The following is a 20,843-nucleotide window of genomic DNA, read 5'->3' as shown; positions in this document are numbered from 1 at the left end:
AGTAACCCGCCCCTTATGAACAAAATCTCGGCGAAATAATTGCCCGGCTTTAAACAGCAACCGGCTTACGGCGACCGATTGCACCCATGCTTACCAACGCGGAACCGAATAGCCAGAAAGCGGCAGGTACGGGCACCGCCGTGACGGTAATGGTATTTCCGCTGATCGAGAAATTCAGGGTATCGGAACTCAGCGTCACTTTATAATCGGCATGATCCAGGATCGGTTCGACAAATCCCGACGGCGCTGAAAACGAGTCGGGGCTACCGCCGAAGCCGTTGTAGCCGCCTTCTGCTTCCGCCGGCGTTAATCTGTAATCGGCAACCAGAAAAAGATAATTGCCCGCGGCGGCGAAAGTGGTATCAAACCAAGGATCGCGCCTAAAATGTACCGTTCCGTCCAATGCCGATTCGGATTGTAGATGGCTGTTCACCACGACCGGACTGCTGCTAGCGTCAAGGCCATTCTGATAAACCGCGCAATTGTTCTGGGTATCATCACAACGGACCAAGGCATCAATGGCATCCAGATGTCCGTCGTCTTGATAGAAATGAGTATCGGGATCCAGCCAAGTCAATTCGCCGTCGCCATTGATGTCATGGCTTACGTAACCGGCGCTTGAGGTGCTGCTTTGCGTCGCTTCATAGGCAGCCAGATCAACCGTAAATGTTCCGGCACTCTGGATAATGAATTTCCAGGTATCGAAGGAGGTGCCGCCCGCAACTTGATTGATCGTGCCGGCAAATGTCAGCGTATTCGCCGCGACCGTGTTCGCAAACCCGGTACCTAATATGCCGGCTAATGCCAGAAATGATATGTGCTGTTTCATATTTCAAACCCTTGATGTTGTTATGCCAGACACGAGAACCGGCACTGATTGGCCGTCAAACACCGACCGTCGGGGTGCTTAGGCGATTCTCGGTGTAAGTTCCATAACCACTTTTCACGCCAACATTAAAAACAATGAAATACAAAAACTTAACGAACAGCGCCCTTTTTATCCAGCTGAAAAATCGGGCATATGCCATAAAAATATGAGATATGACACATCGCAGCCGCGATTCAACCCGGCCGGGTTGAAAACAGACAACTGCATTCGCTGAATTTAACCTTCGAACCGATGCGCGATAGTTTGCATCACCAAAATCAATGCCACCCCGGCCAGAATAAAGCCGATCTGTTGCAGCGACGTCTTGATATCGGTTTTTTGGTGCAAGGACGGGATCAAATCCGCCACGGCAATGTAGATAAAGCTGGAAGCCGCCAGGGTGAGGAAATAAGGCAGGATATGATCCAGGTTGCCGAGGCTGAAATAGGCCAACACACCGCCTATCACCGTGGTCAAACTGGCCAGCAGGTTATAAAACAACGCTTTGCCGCGCGTATAGCCGCTGTGCAGCAGGATGGCGAAATCGCCGACTTCCTGCGGTATTTCATGGGCGGTAACCGCCAGACTGGTCACTATCCCCAGCTGGGGATCGGTCAAAAACGCCGCGCCGATCAACACGCCGTCGACGAAATTATGGATGCCGTCGCCCAAAATGATGAACATGCCGGCCACCCGGCGACCCTGATCGTTTTGCTGGCGGTGGCCGTGATGATCGTCGTGCGAATCCTCGCCGTGGGCCTCGCAGGCATTGGAATGACAATGCCGCCAAACCAGCAGTTTCTCCAGCACGAAAAACAACAAAATGCCGATCAATATGGTCGCCGACAGCATTTGCATGTCTTCTGCCGCCACTTCTTCGAAAGCATGCGGAATCAACCCGCAAAACGCCCCGGTCAGCAACGCGCCAATTGCAAAGCTGATGCCGTGCGGCAACAGGCTTTGTCTTTTTTGTTCCGGCAACAATAAAAACACCCCGGCCGCCAATACGCTCAAAATACCGCCGATGGCGGTAAAAATGACGATTAATAATAAAGTACTCAAATTCAATCTCTCCAGATCAGACTGGCCATCCGGCCGGTGGCGGCGCCATCGCGGCGGTAGGAATAAAACCGCGCATCGGCCACCGTGCAATAACCGCCGCCATAAACGTGTTCCACCCCCAGCGCTGCCAGCTGTAGGCGCGCCAGTTGATAAATATCCGCCAACCATTTTCCGGGGCCGTTGGCATTAAAGGCTTGTACAGCCGCTGAATGGCCGGAGACAAAAGCGTCCCGCACCTCGTCGCCTACTTCAAAATTTAGCGGGCCGATAGCCGGTCCTAACCAGACCGATACCTCGCGGCATTGCATCGCCGATAAGGTTTGTTGGATAACACCGGCCCGCAAACCGCGCCAGCCGGCATGAGCCGCGGCGATCACCTCGCCGTCGTCACCGCAAAACAATACCGGTAGGCAATCCGCGCTCAACACCGCGCAAACCGTATCGGCTTGATCGGTATAACTGGCGTCGGCTTCAGGCAGGCCATGCGCTCGATCGGCTTTCACCACCTCGATACCGTGCACCTGTTGCAGCCAGACCGGTTCGGCCGGTAATTGCAGCATCTCTCTAATGATGCGCCGATTGGCCAGCACATGCCCCGGGTCGTCGTTGACGTGGCCGGCCGGGTTCAGACCGGCATAGCTGCCGACACTGACACCGCCGTTGCGTAGAGTCGTGGCGGCCCGCACCCGTGCCGGCAAAGGCCAATCAGGCTTGATCCAGTTCATTTTCCGCCAACAGCTTGATCAGGTTTTGCATGTCCTCGGGCATAGGTTGCTCCCATTCCATATATTCGCCGGATTCCGGATGATCCAGTCCCAGTTTGGTGGCATGCAGCGCCTGGCGTTTGAAATTCCGCAAGGCCTCGGCCAAGGCCGGATTACATTCGGCAGGCATTTGAAACCGGCCGCCGTAAGTTTGATCGCCGACCAACGGATAATTGATATGCGCCATATGTACCCGAATCTGATGGGTGCGACCGGTTTCCAGCTTGACCCGTATCAGGGTGTGGCGTTTGAAACGCTGTTCCAAACGGTAATGGGTGACGGCTTCTTTGCCGTCGCGGCGTACCGCGTTGCGCTTGCGATCCACCGGATGGCGGCCAATCGGCTGGTCGACTGTGCCGCCGGCGGTCATCCAGCCTTTCACCAAGGCCAGATATTCGCGGTGTATGCTGCGCTCCTGCAGCTGCTCGACCAGACTGTTATGCGCCTGTAGGGTTTTCGCCACCATCAGCAGACCGCTGGTATCTTTATCGATACGATGTACGATCCCGGCCCGCGGCAGCGTATCGAGATTGGGCGCATGATTCAACAGGGCGTTAACCAGCGTTCCGGTCCAGTTACCTACCGCCGGATGCACCACCAGCCCGGCCGGTTTGTTGACAATCAGCAACGCTTCGTCTTCGTAAACGATGTCCAACGGAATGTCTTCGGCGTCATATTCCACCACTTGCTCCGCTTCCGCATCCAGCTCGATTTCCTCGCCGCCGTCCATCTTTTCTCGGCCTTTGCGTTGCTCGCCGTCAACCAGAACCCGACCGTCTTTAAGCCAGGTTTGCAGCTTGCTGCGGGAGTAGTCGGGAAATATTTCCGCCAGACACTGATCCAGGCGCATGCCAGCCAGCTGTTCGGGAACCCGTTCGGTTAATATCGTCATAGTTGATTTTAAGATATACTCGCGGCTTTGGTATTGCCTTTAACCGCAAAAAACCCACAATATTACAACGTGTTGTCTTTTCTATGCGATTACTTTTAGTAAAAACCGTTTTTATCGCCAGTTTGCTTAGCTTTTTGCCGGGCTGCGAGAGTCTGGATATATTCAGCAAAAAGGATAATTCCGCCAAGGAAGATGAGTACGTCGGCTGGGACGATGCCAAATTTCACCAACAGGCCAAGGAAGCACTGGATAATAAACATTATCAAAAAGCCATCACGCTTTATGAAGCCTTGGAAGCCCGTTATCCGTTCGGCGATTATGCCGCCCAGGCACAATTGAACGTCGCCTACGCCTATTACAAAAACGACGACCCGGAAGCCGCGCTGGCCGCCGTGGACCGCTTTATCAAAGTCCACCCCAGAAGCCCCAACGTTGATTATGCCTATTATCTGAAAGGCCTGGTCAATTACAACCGAGGTATCGGCTTTATCGACCGTTTTTTGCCCACGGACTCCTCCCAGCGCGACCCCGGTAACGCCAAGGATTCTTACGATAATTTTCAGGAATTGATTCAGCGTTTCCCGCAAAGTAAATACGTGCCGGACGCCCGCCTGCGCATGGTGGCCTTGCGGAATAATCTAGGCATGTACGAAGTGCATGTCGCCGACTTTTACCTGCGTCGCAAAGCCTATGTGGCGGCGGTAAACCGGGCCAACCATATTGTCAAAGAGTACCAGCGCACCCCGGCGGTGCCGCATGCTTTGGTGATTATGCAGGAAGCCTATACCAAACTGGGCATGGACGATCTGGCCGCCGATACCGAGCGGGTGTTTAAGCTTAATTACCCTAACGGTATCCCGGTAGCCGATTACAAGGAAAAGACCTTGATGGAAGAAACCTGGGATACGATCGGCTTGGATAAATAAGGCTTGAACGGTCCTCATTCCCTATGGGCCACCGGCATCATGCTGTGCAGTCTGTCCTCCTTGGCGGCAACGCCTGGCCCGCAAGCATTGTTTCAAAACCGCTTTTTCACCCTGTCGACCAATACCGAGCTGCTGTGCGCCACCAGCGAACAGCAATTCACCCCAACCGAACGATTGGCGGACATCATTCATTTTTACGAAAACAACCATCCCAATCTACGCCAACAGGCGGTGGCGGTATTAACCGACCACACCAACCCCGAGCATCTGACGGATTTGGCCGGTTATAAGGACGATTGCGAAAAGCATATTTCGGCGGATTTGTGCGTACTGGAAAAATATTGGGGCGATAAAGATGCCGCCTGGCGGGCTCTGGCACTGTTTTACGACACCAAGACCGTGATCAAGCACAGCGAGGATTACCGCTATCAGGTTAAACGCTTCGACGCCGATCATCTGCGCATCTTCGAAAAAGCCATTCGCAAAATCCCGGCCTTTTTAAGGCAAAACATCAGCAAAGCCAAACCGGTTGAAAATCTGGACAAGGAACTCGCCGACAAACCCACCGCCATTCAGGAACTGATACACGACGCCTTTCAGGAAGATTACAACACCAGCATCTGGCAGGATCATACTCACCCGCTGACGCTGGTGCCGGGCGTTGGCTTTCGCTCCCGCACCGTGGCCCAGGTATTCAGCGGTCAAAACCTGATCGTGTTTACCGTGAAGGAATTCGACAAAGGCAAGGAGGGCGGCAGTTACCGGGACATAGATGTGCAATATCTGGTGGATTTCCGGTTGCCCATCGTCGTGCATGAAATCGCCCATACCATCGATAATTTTCACTTCTGGAACGGCACCGACGACCTGTATTTTTTTTACAAGTACCACAAGATTTCCAACGACGAACAGATCATGAAAATCATCGCCGAGGCCAAACTGGCCTTGTGGCCGTCGAAATGGTTCGAAGCATTCGAATATTTGTACGAAGTGAACGACGGCCGCTACGACGGTAACACTCAGGAAAAACTGGCCGAACTGGTGGCGCAATACATTTTAATTCCGGAGCGCTTGCAGGAAAGTTCACCCGCCGCCTATCAATGGCTGCGCAACGAAGTATTCCGTGGCATAGAATATCAAGGCTACGACCGCTGCCCCACACCGATCACCCGCCCGTTAAGTTGGTGGCAGAAATACGCCAGCGGTAAACTGTTGGGTCAATAAAAGCTTGTGCTATGCTTGCCCAAACGCTGATCTTGGAGGCCCCGCCATGGCTTTTGCACTGGAAAAAGACAAACATTACACCTATAAGGACTACCTGACCTGGCCCGACGACGTGCGCTGCGAATTGATCGATGGCGAGGTATTCATAATGACGCCGGCGCCGCTGTTGTCGCATCAGGATGTAGTCGGCGAAATTTTCCGGCAAACCGCAAACGCATTGCAAGGCAAAACCTGCCGCGCGTTGGTGGCGCCGCTGGATGTGCGCCTGCCCCGCCATGGTGAGGCCGACGAGGCAACCGACGTGGTGGTGCAGCCCGACGTATTGGTGGTCTGCGATCCGGACAAATTGGACAGACGCGGCGTGCGCGGCGCGCCGGACTGGGTGGTGGAAGTGCTCTCGCCTGCCTCCGCCAGCCGCGACCAGATCGAAAAACGCCGCATTTACGAGCGCCATGGCGTGCTGGAATACTGGCTGGTGCATCCGACCGACCGCATTCTCACCGTGTATCGCTTGCAAAACGGCGAATACGGCAAACCGGATATGTTTAAACTGGAAGGCCGCACGCCGGTAGCTGTAATACCGGGCCTCGACATAGACTGGGAAGCGATGACGCCCTATTTGATTCACGACGACTGACACCATGAAAAAACCGCAACTCAATCCCTTACAAGCCCAATTGCTGAAATCCGGCCTGACTAGTGAAGCCAAAGCCAAACAAGTCAAAGCCGAAAAGCGCAAACAAGACAAATTGCAGCGCAATAACGGCGTGGAAATCGTCGACGACATCAAACTCAGTGCCGAGCAAGCCCGCCAACAGCAAATCGAACGCGACCGGCAACTGAACCGCCAGCGTAAGCAGATCGAAGAGCAAAAAGCCCTGGCCGCGCAAATCAAACAAATCACCCTGCTGAATAAAATCGAGCAAGACAATAACGGCCTGAGTTACCAATTTAATCATGAGAATAAGGTCAAAACGGTGTATGTAGCGGAAAAAGTCCGCGAAGCACTCATCAATGGCCGCGCCGGCATTGTCCATCTGAGCTCCGGATACGAAATCGTACCCGCAGAAGTCGCTCGCAAAATCCAGGATAGAGATGTCCTCGCCGTTGTGGTGTTAAATCAAGCCACGCAAGATGTAGCAGTAGAAGACGATCCTTATGCGGCGTTTCAGATTCCTGATGATTTGATGTGGTAAGCCGATCCGATGCGCGCTGTTAACGCGTTATCTTCTTAAAACTTTTCCGACCCGCCATGCAGCAATACCTGGATTTACTACAAACCATACTCGACAAGGGCCACCCAAAAGGCGACCGTACTGGCAGCGGCACTATGTCGATTTTCGGCCATCAGCTGCGCTTCAATCTGGCAAAAGGCTTTCCGCTAGTCACCACCAAAAAAGTCCACCTGAAATCCATCATTCACGAACTGCTATGGTTTTTAAACGGCGACACCAATATTGCCTACCTGAACCGGAACGGTGTCAGCATTTGGGACGAATGGGCCGATAAAAAGGGGGACTTGGGGCCGGTATACGGCGCCCAATGGCGTAACTGGCCGGCCGGCAACGGCGAAACCATCGACCAGATCGCCCAAATCGTCGAGCAGATAAAACGCACGCCCAACAGTCGGCGCATGCTGGTATCGGCATGGAATGTGGCGGATTTACCGGACGAATCGCAATCGCCGCAAGCCAATGCCGGCAACGGCAAAATGGCCTTGGCGGCTTGTCATGCGCTGTTTCAGTTTTATGTCGCGGACGGCAAATTATCCTGCCAGCTTTATCAACGTAGCTGCGATACCTTTTTAGGCCTGCCGTTCAATATCGCCAGCTATGCCCTGCTAACGCACATGCTGGCGCAACAATGTGACTTGGAGGTGGGCGATTTCGTCTGGAGCGGCGGCGATGTGCATTTGTATCTGAACCATATCGAGCAAGCCCAATTGCAGTTACGCCGGCAGCCGTTTCCACTGCCTACGCTGAAAATCAAACGCAAGCCGGACTCTATTTTCGAATATCGGTATGAGGATTTCGAAATTGTCAATTATCAATCCCACGCCGCCATCAAGGCCCCCATTTCGGTTTGATATATTCCGTTTTGATTACTGTCATCGGCAAAGATCGGCCAAAAGCAGACGTTTACATTTGGATTTTCTTGTTAAGAACTCTATGTGAATAAGCTCCATTCAGCTACTTGTAACATTTTTATAGCTTCATTAATAAGTGTTGACCATTCTTTACAATCATCCAAATTAATTATTATTTGATCATCATCTGGTTTGCCATAAGGATATATCGCGTTTTCGCATAGCTCCAATGCTTCTAATTTAAGATCATCGTTAATTTTCATTCCATTTTTTAAATCCATTATGATGGCATCAACGGTTGATATATTTTCAGCAAGCTTTTTATGAAATTTTGATAAATAACCTTGAAGTATATCTAGGCCTACACTGTTCAGTTTTTTCGAGATCTCAATGAAATTTGATAGATGAGAAGTCGCAGCATACAGCTCAGCTAACTCTTTACTAAGTAGTTGAATTTTTTCAAAGTTATCATCTTTTATTTGTTCAAATTGAAAGTAATTTACAGCGTTTTCAGGAAGTGCTATCGGAATGTTTAACCATACCTTATCGTCAGATAAGACGGGGTCATCACCTGTAAATGAACTAGTTAATATTCGCCAAGCAATATGATTTAAAGTCAACCCCTGTAGCATTGGAATAATAACGATATGTTGCCAATGGTTAGTCAGTACAAAATACCTTAAATCTTTATATTCAAGAGGGCGAATTGCACCAATCAGTACATCAATAACTTTGGCGTATGCACTTTCTAATGAAGTTAAATCCTTTAATTCCAAGCTGATCCACAAAGCAGGTTGTTCTTCATAGCAATAGGTGTCACTTAGCAGCTTGGCTTGCCATCCAGAATCCGGATTATTGACTAGTGCTTTTTTGACGCCGCTTATTAAATCAGTCTGTACTTTTCTGGTAATTGCCGCTGCTCGCACATCAGGTGCTTCTTTCCAGTACTGGTTGGGATGATGGGCAAATTGATACCACAGATGCCAGGCTTTTTCGAGTTTAGCTGCTTCTTGTTCTTCAAGCTTTTTTAAAGTGGATATGTCAACTAAGACTTTAAACCTATTGCTAAATTCCGTTTGAAAGTTCGTTAACTCACATTTTGCATTATTGAGATTTACTACGGTTAGGTGAATATGGTGCGGAGAACAGGAATGACCAAGTTCTTCGGCTTTTTGATATACCAACGCATGTTCATATTTTGGTCGATGTCCGATAAAACCATTAACTGTTAAAACAAGATGGGATTGTGTAACAAAATTGATAATGCTGTGTAAATAGTCGCCCCATGCTTTTTGATAATTGTTATATTCGGCTAACATCACCGAGGCATTGATTTGCGTTGGGCGATTTGAGTGGGAATTTTCTGAATTATTTTTAGTGCCTTCGCTAGTGTATCCCCAGGGGTCAACTGCTAGTTTTGGGAGCATGGAGGACAACATATTGATTCTCGACAATTCTTCCCAATAGCCTTCATCTATTTTCCAACCCATGATCGGCGGTGGCTTACGATTTTTAAAAAAAGCGATTAACGCTTTATTAAGGCAAGTTAAACCGGCAATGATTTTTTTTCTGGTTGAAATAATGTTTTCAGCATACATTTTCCAATCATCTGGACGATTCGAATAATCTGCTAAATTTGCATAAGTTGCATTGATGTTTACTAAGGGCATTATTGGGAATGATGATTTCAAAATACCTGGCTTATTTGCTTCGTCATAAGGTAATTCTATAAAGGGGAAATGATGTCCGTAGCCTATTCCACCAAACTTTTTCGCTTCAGGAAATAGCTTTCTAAGAATTTCTGCGCGGTAAACTGTTTGTTCGTTTAGTCGCGTTGAAAAATTTTGTTTGGCACTGTCATCAGCCGATTCCATCGGCACAACATAATGAGCAATTGGATTTTCTGGTTTCTGCTCTAGCCACAAGGTATTGGTTTGTTTTTGAAATAGCTTTTCAATTTCTAATTTATTGGAATGGATGAAGCTGTTGTAGATTTGCTTGTTGTAATGATAAAGGGCCAACGTTAATTCTGACAAACAAGCGATGGTTGATATTTCTGAAACTAAGCCACTTTTTAGCAGCCATTTTGCGTCATAGCTTTCACTAATTTTTAACCAGTCTAACCAAAATAGGATTTCACTCAAACCAAGCCAATCGGTTTCATTTTCTGGCTTAGCTAGGTCAAATGACGTGTTATTTAGCCAAGTTTTCAAACCTTGATAAATAATGTCTGGTGACGATACCTGATTTCTAAGACGCTTGATCTCAGCCAGTTTTTCAGGATTATTTTTACCCAACATTTCTAAGATGGATTCGGTAGGGTCTTCATCCAACACATTCGTTAGATCAGGTCTTAACAGAAATTTCCAGCCGCCGTTGCCCGCCATCAAACGGGCTTGCTCGATTACTTCCTTATTGGTTTCGACATAAGCGTAAATGCCATACCAAATTAACGCTTTACAAACCCCTGCGTAACCTCGCCAACTATGAAGTGTTAGCCCTGCAAGCTTTTGGTAAATAGCCGAATATTCCAGTGGATGTTCGGCAAAGGCGTACAATAAAAAGCTTTCCAAATCGGCTTCCATTATGCACGGAAGCACAGCTGTTGCTGCGTTTATCCACGGGTTGAACGCAGGATCGCTAATAACCTCAACCAGTAATTTTGAGCGCAATGGGTGTAATGGCTCAATGTATCTTTTGTCATCCGAACAGCGGATTAAATATTCCTCTTCAAACAACCCGAACGTACCTGATGGATCGAATAAATTGATGACGTTAACCAATTCAGCCAGTTGTATGCGCGATTCATAAGCGGTTGCTACCGCGCAGAAAAACAATGCTTTTAAGGTGTCCGTTTCTAATCTTGATTGCCTTATTTCTTCTCGTAAGCGTTTGACCTGAAAATCCAATCGGTCTTTGAGCGATTCAGTTTGGGTAAGAAAATAAACGTATTCGAGTAACGCCCCATTGCCGCCGAACCGATGCCATGCATCCCTAAAGGATGGGTATGGATTAGCTACTTTTTTATCCAGCAGGTTATGGTAGATTTTTTCCGCTTCTGATTGATTAAAATCTAAGGGCACACTCAGAGGAAAGCCCAACTCAACATTTGGCACATTTTGCCGAGCCAAGTCTTCCTCGCGGATCGTGACAAGAATCTTGATGTTTGGTTTATCCAATAACGTTTTGACTAGTGCTGTCCAATCCAAGTCTCGCGGCGATACATCAATATAAAGATACAAATCAGCTTTAAAAACAGAGAGATGATTGGCTATTGCCGAAGCAATATTTTCGGCATGGCTTCGGCTGTCGATAAAACTGATTTGAAAACGCCACTCTTCGGGAACAAAATCATGCAAGTAACGATAAGCCAGCGTTGTTTTACCTTGCCCTGAAGCGCCATGCACAATGACTGTTCGGTTCCCGTTTAGGAATGCCTGCTCAATCTTGTCTATTTGTTCTGAACGGGATATATCCAAGCCCGCTTGAATGTGGCTAAAACGGGAGGAAACACCCTTATAAAATTCGCTTGCAAGATGCTCTTGTTGATGGGCTTGGTCTTCTTCAATTAAAGGTTTTATTGATTTGAACCATTCCTGATGGTGTGCGGCTCTTTCTGACAAGTATCTACCAACAGCATTAATCTTATTAATTAAATCCTGCTTGGTGATTTTTTCTTTATATTCGGCAGCGTAATAAAGCCAAGCCAATAATAAAGAAAAAGCGCTGCTAGGGTCGCCAGCGGTCATTGTTTGGGTTAAATGGTTTTGCAGCCTACTTTGCAAATCCTGTTCCGATACAACAAGCCAATGTATTTTTTCGAAAAATATTTCAATCCTTTGTTTGTCAATACCATGCTTTTTAAGTTTTTCAGTGATTGAAGAACGGGTATTCACATCCCCTGACCACGCTTTTTCTATTTCACTGCCGATTTCCCCAAAGCAGACGACTTCAATAGATAAACCAGAATGCGTACTTAGCAAATCGGACACCCTGTGGAAAAATGAATCTTTCTTATCGGGGTTAAAACTGGATAACGTCAACTTTTCATTTCTGGCTTTTACTTGAATCACACGAGTTAATTCGCCATTTTTTCTTATCGCTAAGTCTTCCTCTCCTTCAGGTTGAAATACGTAATCACTGTGATTGGATTCAAGGATTTCAACTAAAGTGTATAACGTTTGGAATCGGTAGCCTTTTAATGCAGCTTTTGCGCCTGAGTTATTCATTAATGGGATTTTTATCCAGAAAGAATTCTAATTGTATTAATTGACGAAAAACAATGTGTATTTTTTGTTGAGATATGATGCCAATGACTGCTATGGGTCGTTGGCAACGTTTTACCCCTAAATTATCAAATCCACAAAGACAGGGATGAACAGCAACGAATTGCGTGGATAAAATGCAATAATGGCATAAAAGGTAACACCTACATTCCAAAGTACCTGACGGGATCTAGGGCTCATTATGAAGCCGAAGACCTGCCGAGTTGGGAATGGGCGAATGCCATCAGAGCCAGAGGACAATAAAAGCCTCACCCCAAGACCGGGTAGTTGGGAGCGATTTTTTATGTTAAAAACGAAATCGTGACGTTAACTTATCCAGATTTTCCGCCTGACAGGCTAGTTCTTCCGCGCTTTGTCTTGTTTGATTTACGGTTACGGCTAGTGACTCAGCGCCTTGTGATACCATCTCTACTCGCTTGGTAATGTCGCGCGTTGCGGCGGATTGCTCTTTAATGGCACCACTAATTTCATCGACCGAAATTGTAACTTGAGATTGGGCTTCTCGTATTTCCTTCACCGATTTCCCGGCATCAAGGGATAATGCCACACCGGATTCTACCCCCTTGACCCCTGTTTCCATCGCGATTACTGATGCTTGGGACGCTTCAAGTATTTTCTGCATCATTAGCTTAATCTCGCCACTTGACGATCTCGTGCGTTCCGCAAGTTTTCGTACTTCATCTGCAACAACGGCAAACCCCCTGCCATAGGCTCCAGCACGGGCCGCTTCGATAGCTGCGTTGAGGGCAAGTAAATTAGTTTGATCCGCTACATCATGGATAACATTCACAATACCGGTAATTTCAGAGCTTATTGATTCCAAATTACGAATGTTGTTGGCGGCGTTTAACACTACATCGGAAATTTTCTGCATTTCCATGGCCGTCGCTTCAATGACTTTTGTAGACTCCTGCGCACGCTGGCCCGACTGGAGGGCGACGCGGCGAGCATCACCCGCATTGTTATCGACCAGATCCAGAGAAACGGAAAGCTCTTCTATGGTTACAGCAATATTACTGGCCGCGTCGGACTGGTTATGGGCAACAGTCGCCCCGTTTGCGGCGGCATCGCGCAGTTCAGCGGAGTGCCGGATAAGTTGGGTGACTTCATTACGAATATCGAATATAAGTTTGTGAAGATTGTCGCGCATTTGAGATATCTTAACGAGTAACTGTCCGATTTCATCTTGACCGGAGACGGGTATGGATATCGTCAGATCGCCGGCTGCGATAGCCTGTGTAACCTTACCGGCCAATTGTAGATTTTTGCGGATTTGCCTAATAACCAAGTACGCCATGATCAGGGAAAGGAAAGCGCCAGTCATTGCCGCACTGACCAGAAACAAAGTTGCCCGGTCTCCGGCACGACCTAGCTGCTCATAGGTATCGTCTGCGAACTCGGTAGAAACCACAACGGTTTTATCTACTCCCGCGCGATGCTGTGCATAATACGCATCCAAATTGTTCATGGATGTGCGGGCCGCCTCCAGGTCGGCATGGTCGATTGCGGGAATGAACCGCTCCTCCAACTCATGCCACCACAAGTCTGCCTGTTTACGTTGGTCCCCAAGCAGGGATTGTTTCACTTGGGGAGTAATGTCCTGATTAACGTCCCAATAGTGATTACGCTGAACGTAATCAGTTTTGAGCTCCATTAGCCTGGTGTGCAATTGGCTGTGATCACTATTCGCTTCATAGAGCAACGTTTTGGCAATCAATTGAGATTCGACGAGATACAAGGGAGGCGGGAGGATATCGGCGACGACGTCCTTACCCTGCCCCATACGCCAAGCGGCATGACTGACATTATTTAAAGCGAAATAACCCAGCACCGTTGCCCCAACCAGGAATAAGGAACCAAACAAAGACATTAGCCAAAGTTTGGTTGATATGGATAAACTATTTAACATGTCGGTCGTAGCCTAATAAATGCTCAAAGCGGTTTCGGGAAATAGCGTAGATTTTGTAATTCAATCGATTTGTTTGTAAGAAGTGAAATCTCGGCTGAAAAAATCGCGTCCTTGGCACACATTAGGGAAAAGGAAGGTATCGATTTTCAATTATTTGATCGGCTCAATATCGCCACAAGCGCTTATGAAGTCTAGCCGATTTTTTTCATCATTCTATATCGTACGTTTTTTAGTGCATTCTCAATGTCTTCTACATGGTGAACGATGTTGAGTTTCGTTTTATCTTCTTGGCCGACTGATATTCGGCACGGTCCATCCGCTGAATTTATTGGCGTAAAGGCTTGCAGTCGAATCAAGCCAGTCAGCTCCGGTTAACAATAGCGTAATAGGAGGAATGTTGGCTTCGAATTGTGCGATTACCCAAGCTTTTATGCCCTTTAGAGTAAATCGCACCTGGATTTTGAAGGACAGCCTTATTTGCCATTTATTGTCCGCGCATAATCAGGCGGTTTGCAAGCATTTGCGCGACAGCTACTCATGCTAAGCAGCGAAAAGCATACCCATTGACCAGGCGAATGGGCTGGCAACTAAAATAGCGTAGGACTAACCTTAACCTTCCGACTCCACACCCCGTGTTTCATCGACAAAGCGCTCGGTATCGTCGTCCAGTTGTCGACTAACCCGGCCCAAAGGCTGGTGCACGTATAGGGATTTCGACAGGGCTTTAGCGCTGGCGTGTTTGACATCGCGCACCGGCGGTTTCATTTTGTATTTGACCGGCATTTCATGATCCGCCAACTGCAGGGCCGGATTAAATACCTTATCGAATTTCCAAAGGTTACGCACAAAGTTGGTCTGGCCGCGCATGACGTTACCGGCGATGATCTTGGACATGTCGCGCATGGCCTTCCAGCCCATATGTTTAGTGAACATCACCCGCTGGGTTTCCACCATCTCGGCGTAAAACTCCGCTAAGGGTAACCGAGTGGGTAGCACCGCATGCTGAATATCGAACAGACGATAATCCTGGGTAGTTAGCTTGCGCGATTCGGTCAGCCAGCTTTCGGTGCCCGGATAGGGGGTGTTGACACTGATATTGACGATTTCCGGCACTTCCTTGCACCACTCTCTGACTATGCGAAAGCGTTCGTGGTCCCAATCGGTATCCGCAATGATGTTGATCGCGACATGGATACCCAAGGAGCGGGCAAATTCCAGCGCTTCGAAATTGCGATTAAGATTGATACGTTTGCGAAATTTTTCCAGGCCTTCGGCATCGATGGCTTCAATGCCCAAAAACATGTAGCGCATGCCCAGTTGTTTCCAGAATTTAAACACATCCTTATTGCGCAACAGCACATCGCCACGGGTTTCAAGATAGTACTCTTTCTTGATGCCTTTTCTGGCAATCGCTTCACCAATTGCAAAACCCATTTTTTCCTGGATAAAAGCCACGTCGTCGACAATAAAAAGGCCTGGCTCTCTGACCCGCTCGATTTCCTCAACCACTTTTTCCGGACTCATGACCCGATAACTACGACCATAAAACGTCCAGGCGCTGCAAAACGAGCAATCCCAGGGACAACCTCTGGAAAATTCGATCGAGGCACAGGGGTCTAGGGTACCCAGGAAGTATTTTTTTCGGTATTTGATCAAATCGCGCGCGGGCGACAGATTATCCAGATTAGCCACAAAGGTGGGCTGTGCGCCTTCGCCATGCAATGTCACCACGCCCGGCACAGTGTGCGCATTTTCCCGATCTTCGCGGATGGCTTGCAACAGCAACGGTAAACCGGACTCGCCTTCGCCTTTTAAAATCGCGTCGATTTTGCCTTCGCCCTGCTCCAGCAATTCCGCGGCAGTAAACGATGCACTATGGCCCCCGATGAAGACAAAACTACCCGGGAGTCGGTCCTTGGCCAGTTTGGCCAGATCGATAACCTCAGGTACGTGGGCCAGATAATTCAGGGAAAAGGCCACCACATCCGGCTGCCAGTCATCCAGTACCCGTTTTAGGTCTTGATAGTTTTCCGTCTGCAAATCGATCAGCTGCACCTGACAACCGTGCTGCCTTGCCGTGGCGGCTACCAACTCCAGACCCAAGGGCTCCAGACGCAAAAAAACTTTGGTATACATCAAAGGACTGGGATGAACGGCAAGAAATTTCATGGCATAACCCCTTAAGTAGCTGCAAGACCATCGTCCTGCCCGAGGACGGATCATCCCTGACAGGCTGCATAACCGCGTTTACCTTACCATAACAAACGCTTGCAAAGGAATTAGCCGATACGCCTTCCGCTTAATGTCCGAGCGTACCACGCAGATTGTTGAAGCGTTCGACTATTTCATTTCGCATCATATCTCGCCCAATTGCATGCCGTAACTCAGAGCCGAAACCCTGCAATTGATCGCTGCTGGTAAGGTTAACGGAAAAAAAGATTGTGCCCTGCGGTAACGGAAAAAACCCGGCGACCCATTGTTCGGCGTTGAAGGAGTGTCCAACATAAAATTCCCGCCGTACCACGAGCATTCGATCAGGTTCCGCCTTGATCATCCGATGCGCCAAGGTAAATACCGGCCTATCATCAGCCCATTTCTTGATCCAGAAGAAGTCGGTCTTTACACCGGGGATTTGTTGTTTGGGATAGGCCAAAAACGCCCGGTAAAACGCAGGCTCGTGTGTCGCCAGCAAAGGTATAGCGGCAGTCATAATTTTTAAATCATGCTGGGGGCGCGAGGTTTTTCCATCCGAACGCCAATAAGCCTGGACACCAGATAGACCTTGTCTGATATAGGCCTGGGCCCGTAAACCCAAGATCCGACGATAGGCAGCTTCCACTGCGGCGATAGGTTTGTTTTTTTCCGCTTTCAACGTTGTAATCTCTTCGGCCGAAAGATTGAAACCGTCATACTCTCCATCCTGCAAACTCTCCAGTTCATCAGCAAAAAACGGCACACTAGCAAAACTGGCGAGCGGATTTTTCGGATCGATCACCCCAAAGGCAATCACATCCCGAGGCGTTTCCAGAATATGTCCACCCTGCAAACGCTTGTCCAAGGCTTCCACACCAACAGGGAGAACCAGAGCAACTACTTGTGCCAGCATGTTGGCGCTGGGCTCCGGCAGATCGGTAGCAACAATTTTGCCTTGATATAGGCTCCAGCGTTGAGACGGAGTAAACCCCAGCTCGGTGGCAATGTTTTCCACAGTATGAATATCCGCATCCAGGGCAAGGGACTGCGTGGACAGGCAAACTAGCCAAGCCAGACTGAAAACGAATCGAAGCATAATGACTCCCTTGCCGCACAAAAAATGGATTCAAGTTTAATGATGTCCCAGCATTAAACGAGCGCACTGCAAAGGACGTCGGATTATCGGATATAGTGAGTTCAAATGGCAGAAAATTTTTGTGCTCGGCAGCGCGATCAACACTTAAGACAGGACAGAGCTTCTATAATATAAGGCCTTGAATTTCCGCACCGCGCGCCGCCATGAACAAACAAACCCGCCAGATCATCTTCGACCGGCTTGCCGCCGCCATTCCGGAACCGACTACCGAACTCAACTACAGCACCTCATTTGAATTATTGATTGCCGTGGTATTGTCTGCCCAGGCCACCGATAAAGGCGTCAATAAGGCTACCGAAAAGTTGTTTCCGGTTGCCAATACGCCGCAAGCGATACTGGCATTGGGCGAGGATGGCTTGAAGACTTACATCAAAACCATCGGTTTGTTCAACAGTAAGGCCGCCAATATCATCAAGCTATGCGACGCACTCATCAACCGCCACCACGGCGAAGTGCCGCAAACCCGCGAGGCACTGGAAGCACTGGCCGGAGTTGGCCGCAAGACTGCCAATGTGATATTGAATACGGCCTTCGACCAGCCGACCATCGCCGTCGATACGCATATTTTCCGTGTTGCCAACCGCACCGGCCTGGCTCCCGGTAAAAACGTGCTGGAAGTGGAAAAAAAACTCGAGAAAACCGTACCCGCACAGCATAAAAAGGATGCCCACCATCTGTTGATTTTGCACGGACGCTATGTCTGCGTGGCCCGAAAACCCCGCTGCCCGGGCTGCTGCATCGCCGAATTATGCGAGTTTAAGGAAAAAACTTCGTAGAGCGTTTACAATGGGGCAGACTGAACTTAAGGACTAAGCGTTGGTCGCAATTGCTCGGCCTGCCAGCTGAAGCCAATAATAAAAATCTTAAGAGAGGATAAAACATGAAAAAATTTAACAAAACTCCATTGACTATTGCCATGGGTACTGCGGTTATCTCCGGTTTTGCAGCCAATGTGCAGGCGGAATCCAATCCATTTGCTATGAGCGAATTATCCAACGGCTACATGGTTGCCGAAGTATCCAACAAAACCAGCCACGGTGCTTGCGGCGGTAATGTCGCCGATGCCAACGGCAATAGAATCACTAAAGCCGCAAAAGCTGCCTCCGGTAAATCCAGCAAACCCAGCACCAAAAAGGCCGAAGGTTCCTGCGGTGAAGGTATGTGCGGCGGTATGATGCAGGACGGCAAAATGAAAAAAGGCATGGAAGGCAAGTGCGGCGAGATGATGAAAGGTAAGGAAGGTTCTTGCGGCATTATGGGCGGCATGGGCGACATGGGCGGTATGGGTGACATGAAAGGCATGAAACACGGCGATGATGCTGAAAAACCGGCCGCCAAAGCCAAAGAAGGCAGCTGCGGCGACATGATGAAAGGCAATGACAGCAAAAAAGCCGAAGAAGGCTCTTGCGGCGCCATGATGAAAGGCGGCGAAGGCAGCTGCGGCGCTAAAGTGGATACCGACGAAGCCGCCGGCGAGTAAGTACAGCCATTGTTGATAGTTGCAGATTATGGATAAGTATCCATTAGATAACGCTGCAGGCTTAGGATTACGGCGATCTTTTCTGTCCGAGATCGTCGCTAATCCGCCCGCCAATGTCGGATTCTACGAAGTCGCACCGGAAAACTGGATGACTTTGGGTGGCAAGCTGGGTAAACAATTTCGGGCCATGACCGAACGTTTTCAATTTATTTGTCACGGTTTGTCGTTATCAATCGGTAGCAGCGACCCGCTGGATGAAAAATTCGTACGAGACCTGAAAAAATTCATGGCCGAACACGGCATTCGCTATTACAGCGAACATTTGAGTTATTGCAGCCATGAAGGGCATTTGTATGACCTAATGCCCATCCCGTTTACCGCCGATGCCGTCAAACACGTTGCCGCCCGCATTCGTCGCGTGCAGGACATTCTGGAACACAAAATCGCCATCGAAAACGTTTCCTATTACGCGGCACTCGGCCGGGAAATGTCCGAAATCGAGTTTTTCAATGCGGTGATCGAAGAAGCTGATTGCAATGTGCTGATCGACATCAACAACATTTACGTCAACAGCGTCAACCACGGCTACGATGCCGAGGCCTTTTTAAAAGCCATGCCCGGCAAACGTATTGCTTACGCGCACATCGCCGGCCATTATGTCGAGGCTGAAGATTTTTTGGTCGATACCCACGGCGCGCCGGTTATCGATCCGGTCTGGCAATTGCTGGACAAAGCGTACGCACGGTTTGGCGTGTTTCCGACCCTACTGGAACGCGATTTCAATCTGCCGCCGTTAGCGGAGTTATTGCAGGAAGTCGACACGATACGCTCCATTCAAAACAGCGCCAACCTACGGCAGAAACAACAGGTTGCCTGATATGGGCATCGACTTCAAAGCCAAACAAAGCGAATTTGCCGCCTATATCCGCGACCCCGAGCATTTTCCGGTGCCCGCCGATTTAGACCCGCAACGCATGGCCATGTACCGGGAATTGTTTTTCAACAACATCAACGGTTTTTTAAGCAGTAATTTTCCGGTGTTGCACAAGATACTCAGCGACCAACAATGGCACGACTTGACTCAGGATTTTTTTGCCCGCCACCAGTGCCAAACGCCGCATTTTTCTGAAATCGCCGAAGAATTTTTAGACTACCTGCAAAACGAACGCCAGGCGGAAGGGGATTTTCCGTTCATGCTGGAATTGGCGCATTACGAATGGGTGGAGATGGCCTTATCCATCGCCCAGGCGACACCGGTATTCGGCGATAGCGCATTTGTAGGGCAGGTGCTACGGCAAACCATCAGCCTGTCTCCTGTCGCCTGGCCGCTGGCCTATCAATACCCGGTACAAAAAATCGGCCCGGATTTTTTGCCACGCTCGGTTCCCGAACAGCCCAGCTATTTAGTGGTATATCGGGATGCGGACGATCAAGTACATTTCATGCAAACCACGCCGTTAACCTTTCGCTTGCTGCAATTGATTGAACAGCATGACGGCATCGTCGGCGAGCAAGTTTTGCAAATTTTGGCGGCGGAACTGTCCCCGCAATTCGATCAACCCACCGTATTACAGTTCGGTTTGCAAACCTTGCAGGAACTCGCGATGAAAGGCGTGCTTATTCCGGCTGCTGACGGCTAAACCGGTGCACCCATACCAGGCCGTCGTCGTTCCATTCCATGTTGGCGTGCATTTTCAAAATTAAATCCTTGTACATGGCCAAACTCGGATAACCTTCAGCGTGCGCATCCGCTTCGCTCATATCGCCGATGCGCTGCCGGTCCACGCCGGTAACCACAAAGGTCACTCCTTCCAATTCAAAGATTTCGCCGGGATAGGCATATAAACCGTCGCGGCGCTGCTGGGTTTTCTGTCCGCTGAGCGCGGCGGCCACCAGCTTCGGGTGGCGAACCAATCGATCTAACTGGCAAGTTTTTTCGGGGTATTCGGTCATTCTTGTGTCCTATTGGGTTAGCCAAGCCGTTTATTATCAACCAT

The 20,843-nt window shown here is 49.0% G+C and carries 18 protein-coding genes; 9 read left to right on the top strand and 9 right to left on the bottom strand.

What is annotated here, in order from left to right:
* Positions 1-49: 49 nt before the first annotated feature.
* From M0R33_RS11005 to rluD, 4 genes are all read right to left on the bottom strand, one after another.
* The gene (locus M0R33_RS11005) at positions 50-829 is read right to left on the bottom strand and encodes a VPLPA-CTERM sorting domain-containing protein (protein WP_292568718.1); all 780 of its coding nucleotides are present in this window, start codon (positions 827-829) and stop codon (positions 50-52) included.
* A gap of 276 nt (positions 830-1,105) precedes the next feature.
* Positions 1,106-1,930, bottom strand: coding sequence for a ZIP family metal transporter (locus M0R33_RS11000; RefSeq protein WP_292568716.1), 825 nt, complete (start codon positions 1,928-1,930; stop codon positions 1,106-1,108).
* A gap of 2 nt (positions 1,931-1,932) precedes the next feature.
* On the bottom strand, positions 1,933-2,655 hold the full coding sequence (gene pgeF / locus M0R33_RS10995) for a peptidoglycan editing factor PgeF (RefSeq protein ID WP_292568714.1): 723 nt from the start codon (positions 2,653-2,655) through the stop codon (positions 1,933-1,935).
* The gene (gene rluD / locus M0R33_RS10990) at positions 2,636-3,586 is read right to left on the bottom strand and encodes a 23S rRNA pseudouridine(1911/1915/1917) synthase RluD (RefSeq protein ID WP_292568712.1); all 951 of its coding nucleotides are present in this window, start codon (positions 3,584-3,586) and stop codon (positions 2,636-2,638) included. The genes pgeF and rluD overlap by 20 nt, the downstream gene beginning before the upstream one ends.
* Before the next feature lie 83 nt (positions 3,587-3,669).
* On the opposite strand from rluD, the gene M0R33_RS10985 reads away from it, so the two are divergent.
* Genes M0R33_RS10985 through thyA form a run of 5 tightly spaced genes read left to right on the top strand, consistent with a single transcriptional unit; the run spans position 3,670 to position 7,822 of the window.
* On the top strand, positions 3,670-4,512 hold the full coding sequence (locus tag M0R33_RS10985; protein ID WP_292568710.1) for an outer membrane protein assembly factor BamD: 843 nt from the start codon (positions 3,670-3,672) through the stop codon (positions 4,510-4,512).
* A 3-nt stretch (positions 4,513-4,515) separates the two neighbouring features.
* Positions 4,516-5,736, top strand: a complete 1,221-nt coding sequence (locus M0R33_RS10980) for a hypothetical protein (RefSeq protein ID WP_292568708.1) — start codon at positions 4,516-4,518, stop codon at positions 5,734-5,736.
* A gap of 46 nt (positions 5,737-5,782) precedes the next feature.
* Positions 5,783-6,373, top strand: coding sequence for a Uma2 family endonuclease (locus tag M0R33_RS10975; protein WP_292568706.1), 591 nt, complete (start codon positions 5,783-5,785; stop codon positions 6,371-6,373).
* Positions 6,374-6,377: 4 nt separating this feature from the next.
* Positions 6,378-6,932, top strand: a complete 555-nt coding sequence (locus tag M0R33_RS10970; protein ID WP_292568704.1) for a DUF2058 domain-containing protein — start codon at positions 6,378-6,380, stop codon at positions 6,930-6,932.
* A gap of 56 nt (positions 6,933-6,988) precedes the next feature.
* Complete coding sequence (gene thyA / locus M0R33_RS10965; protein WP_292568702.1) at positions 6,989-7,822, top strand: thymidylate synthase; 834 nt, start codon at positions 6,989-6,991, stop codon at positions 7,820-7,822.
* An 80-nt stretch (positions 7,823-7,902) separates the two neighbouring features.
* Here thyA and M0R33_RS10960 read toward each other — a convergent pair whose 3' ends face one another.
* The 4 genes from M0R33_RS10960 to M0R33_RS10945 form a co-directional block, all read right to left on the bottom strand.
* Positions 7,903-12,051, bottom strand: coding sequence for a hypothetical protein (locus tag M0R33_RS10960; protein WP_292568700.1), 4,149 nt, complete (start codon positions 12,049-12,051; stop codon positions 7,903-7,905).
* 343 nt (positions 12,052-12,394) lie between these two features.
* On the bottom strand, positions 12,395-13,978 hold the full coding sequence (locus M0R33_RS10955; protein ID WP_292568698.1) for a methyl-accepting chemotaxis protein: 1,584 nt from the start codon (positions 13,976-13,978) through the stop codon (positions 12,395-12,397).
* Between the two features lie 648 nt (positions 13,979-14,626).
* Entirely contained in the window at positions 14,627-16,186 is a 1,560-nt protein-coding gene (gene hpnR, locus M0R33_RS10950) for a hopanoid C-3 methylase HpnR (RefSeq protein ID WP_292568695.1), read from the bottom strand.
* 130 nt (positions 16,187-16,316) lie between these two features.
* Entirely contained in the window at positions 16,317-17,306 is a 990-nt protein-coding gene (locus M0R33_RS10945; protein WP_292568693.1) for a hypothetical protein, read from the bottom strand.
* A 203-nt stretch (positions 17,307-17,509) separates the two neighbouring features.
* Here M0R33_RS10945 and nth point away from each other — a divergent pair, with 203 nt between their 5' ends.
* The 4 genes from nth to M0R33_RS10925 all read left to right on the top strand — a co-directional run bounded on the left by nth (position 17,510) and on the right by M0R33_RS10925 (position 20,486).
* Positions 17,510-18,142 carry an endonuclease III gene (gene nth, locus M0R33_RS10940; protein WP_292568691.1) on the top strand — a complete coding sequence of 211 codons (633 nt, stop codon included), beginning with the start codon at positions 17,510-17,512 and terminating at the stop codon, positions 18,140-18,142.
* Positions 18,143-18,246: 104 nt separating this feature from the next.
* Positions 18,247-18,846, top strand: a complete 600-nt coding sequence (locus tag M0R33_RS10935) for a hypothetical protein (RefSeq protein ID WP_292568689.1) — start codon at positions 18,247-18,249, stop codon at positions 18,844-18,846.
* A gap of 28 nt (positions 18,847-18,874) precedes the next feature.
* On the top strand, positions 18,875-19,723 hold the full coding sequence (locus tag M0R33_RS10930) for a DUF692 domain-containing protein (RefSeq protein ID WP_292568687.1): 849 nt from the start codon (positions 18,875-18,877) through the stop codon (positions 19,721-19,723).
* 1 nt (position 19,724) lies between these two features.
* A complete protein-coding gene (locus M0R33_RS10925; protein ID WP_292568685.1) occupies positions 19,725-20,486 on the top strand; it encodes a putative DNA-binding domain-containing protein in 762 nt (253 codons plus the stop codon).
* Here the strand turns inward: M0R33_RS10925 and M0R33_RS10920 are convergent.
* Positions 20,464-20,799, bottom strand: a complete 336-nt coding sequence (locus tag M0R33_RS10920) for an ASCH domain-containing protein (RefSeq protein WP_292568683.1) — start codon at positions 20,797-20,799, stop codon at positions 20,464-20,466. The two genes, M0R33_RS10925 and M0R33_RS10920, sit on opposite strands and share 23 nt — an antisense overlap.
* Between the last annotated feature and the right edge of the window lie 44 nt (positions 20,800-20,843).

The organism is Methylomonas sp. (assembly GCF_023228165.1).
GTDB lineage: Bacteria > Pseudomonadota > Gammaproteobacteria > Methylococcales > Methylomonadaceae > Methylomonas.
The sequence above is the reverse complement of the archived record's forward strand: the minus strand, read 5'-3'. Positions and strand labels throughout refer to the sequence as shown.

Bases quoted from the DNA above. Each gene is read 5' to 3' on its own strand.
- M0R33_RS11005 (WP_292568718.1), bottom strand. From the start codon at position 829: ATGAAACAGCACATATCATTTCTGGCATTAGCCGGCATATTAGGTACC.
- pgeF (WP_292568714.1), bottom strand. From the start codon at position 2,655: ATGAACTGGATCAAGCCTGATTGGCCTTTGCCGGCACGGGTGCGGGCC.
- rluD (WP_292568712.1), bottom strand. From the start codon at position 3,586: ATGACGATATTAACCGAACGGGTTCCCGAACAGCTGGCTGGCATGCGC.
- M0R33_RS10985 (WP_292568710.1), top strand. From the start codon at position 3,670: ATGCGATTACTTTTAGTAAAAACCGTTTTTATCGCCAGTTTGCTTAGC.
- M0R33_RS10975 (WP_292568706.1), top strand. From the start codon at position 5,783: ATGGCTTTTGCACTGGAAAAAGACAAACATTACACCTATAAGGACTAC.
- M0R33_RS10970 (WP_292568704.1), top strand. From the start codon at position 6,378: ATGAAAAAACCGCAACTCAATCCCTTACAAGCCCAATTGCTGAAATCC.
- thyA (WP_292568702.1), top strand. From the start codon at position 6,989: ATGCAGCAATACCTGGATTTACTACAAACCATACTCGACAAGGGCCAC.
- M0R33_RS10960 (WP_292568700.1), bottom strand. From the start codon at position 12,051: ATGAATAACTCAGGCGCAAAAGCTGCATTAAAAGGCTACCGATTCCAA.
- M0R33_RS10955 (WP_292568698.1), bottom strand. From the start codon at position 13,978: ATGTCTTTGTTTGGTTCCTTATTCCTGGTTGGGGCAACGGTGCTGGGT.
- hpnR (WP_292568695.1), bottom strand. From the start codon at position 16,186: ATGAAATTTCTTGCCGTTCATCCCAGTCCTTTGATGTATACCAAAGTT.
- M0R33_RS10945 (WP_292568693.1), bottom strand. From the start codon at position 17,306: ATGCTTCGATTCGTTTTCAGTCTGGCTTGGCTAGTTTGCCTGTCCACG.
- nth (WP_292568691.1), top strand. From the start codon at position 17,510: ATGAACAAACAAACCCGCCAGATCATCTTCGACCGGCTTGCCGCCGCC.
- M0R33_RS10935 (WP_292568689.1), top strand. From the start codon at position 18,247: ATGAAAAAATTTAACAAAACTCCATTGACTATTGCCATGGGTACTGCG.
- M0R33_RS10930 (WP_292568687.1), top strand. From the start codon at position 18,875: ATGGATAAGTATCCATTAGATAACGCTGCAGGCTTAGGATTACGGCGA.
- M0R33_RS10925 (WP_292568685.1), top strand. From the start codon at position 19,725: ATGGGCATCGACTTCAAAGCCAAACAAAGCGAATTTGCCGCCTATATC.
- M0R33_RS10920 (WP_292568683.1), bottom strand. From the start codon at position 20,799: ATGACCGAATACCCCGAAAAAACTTGCCAGTTAGATCGATTGGTTCGC.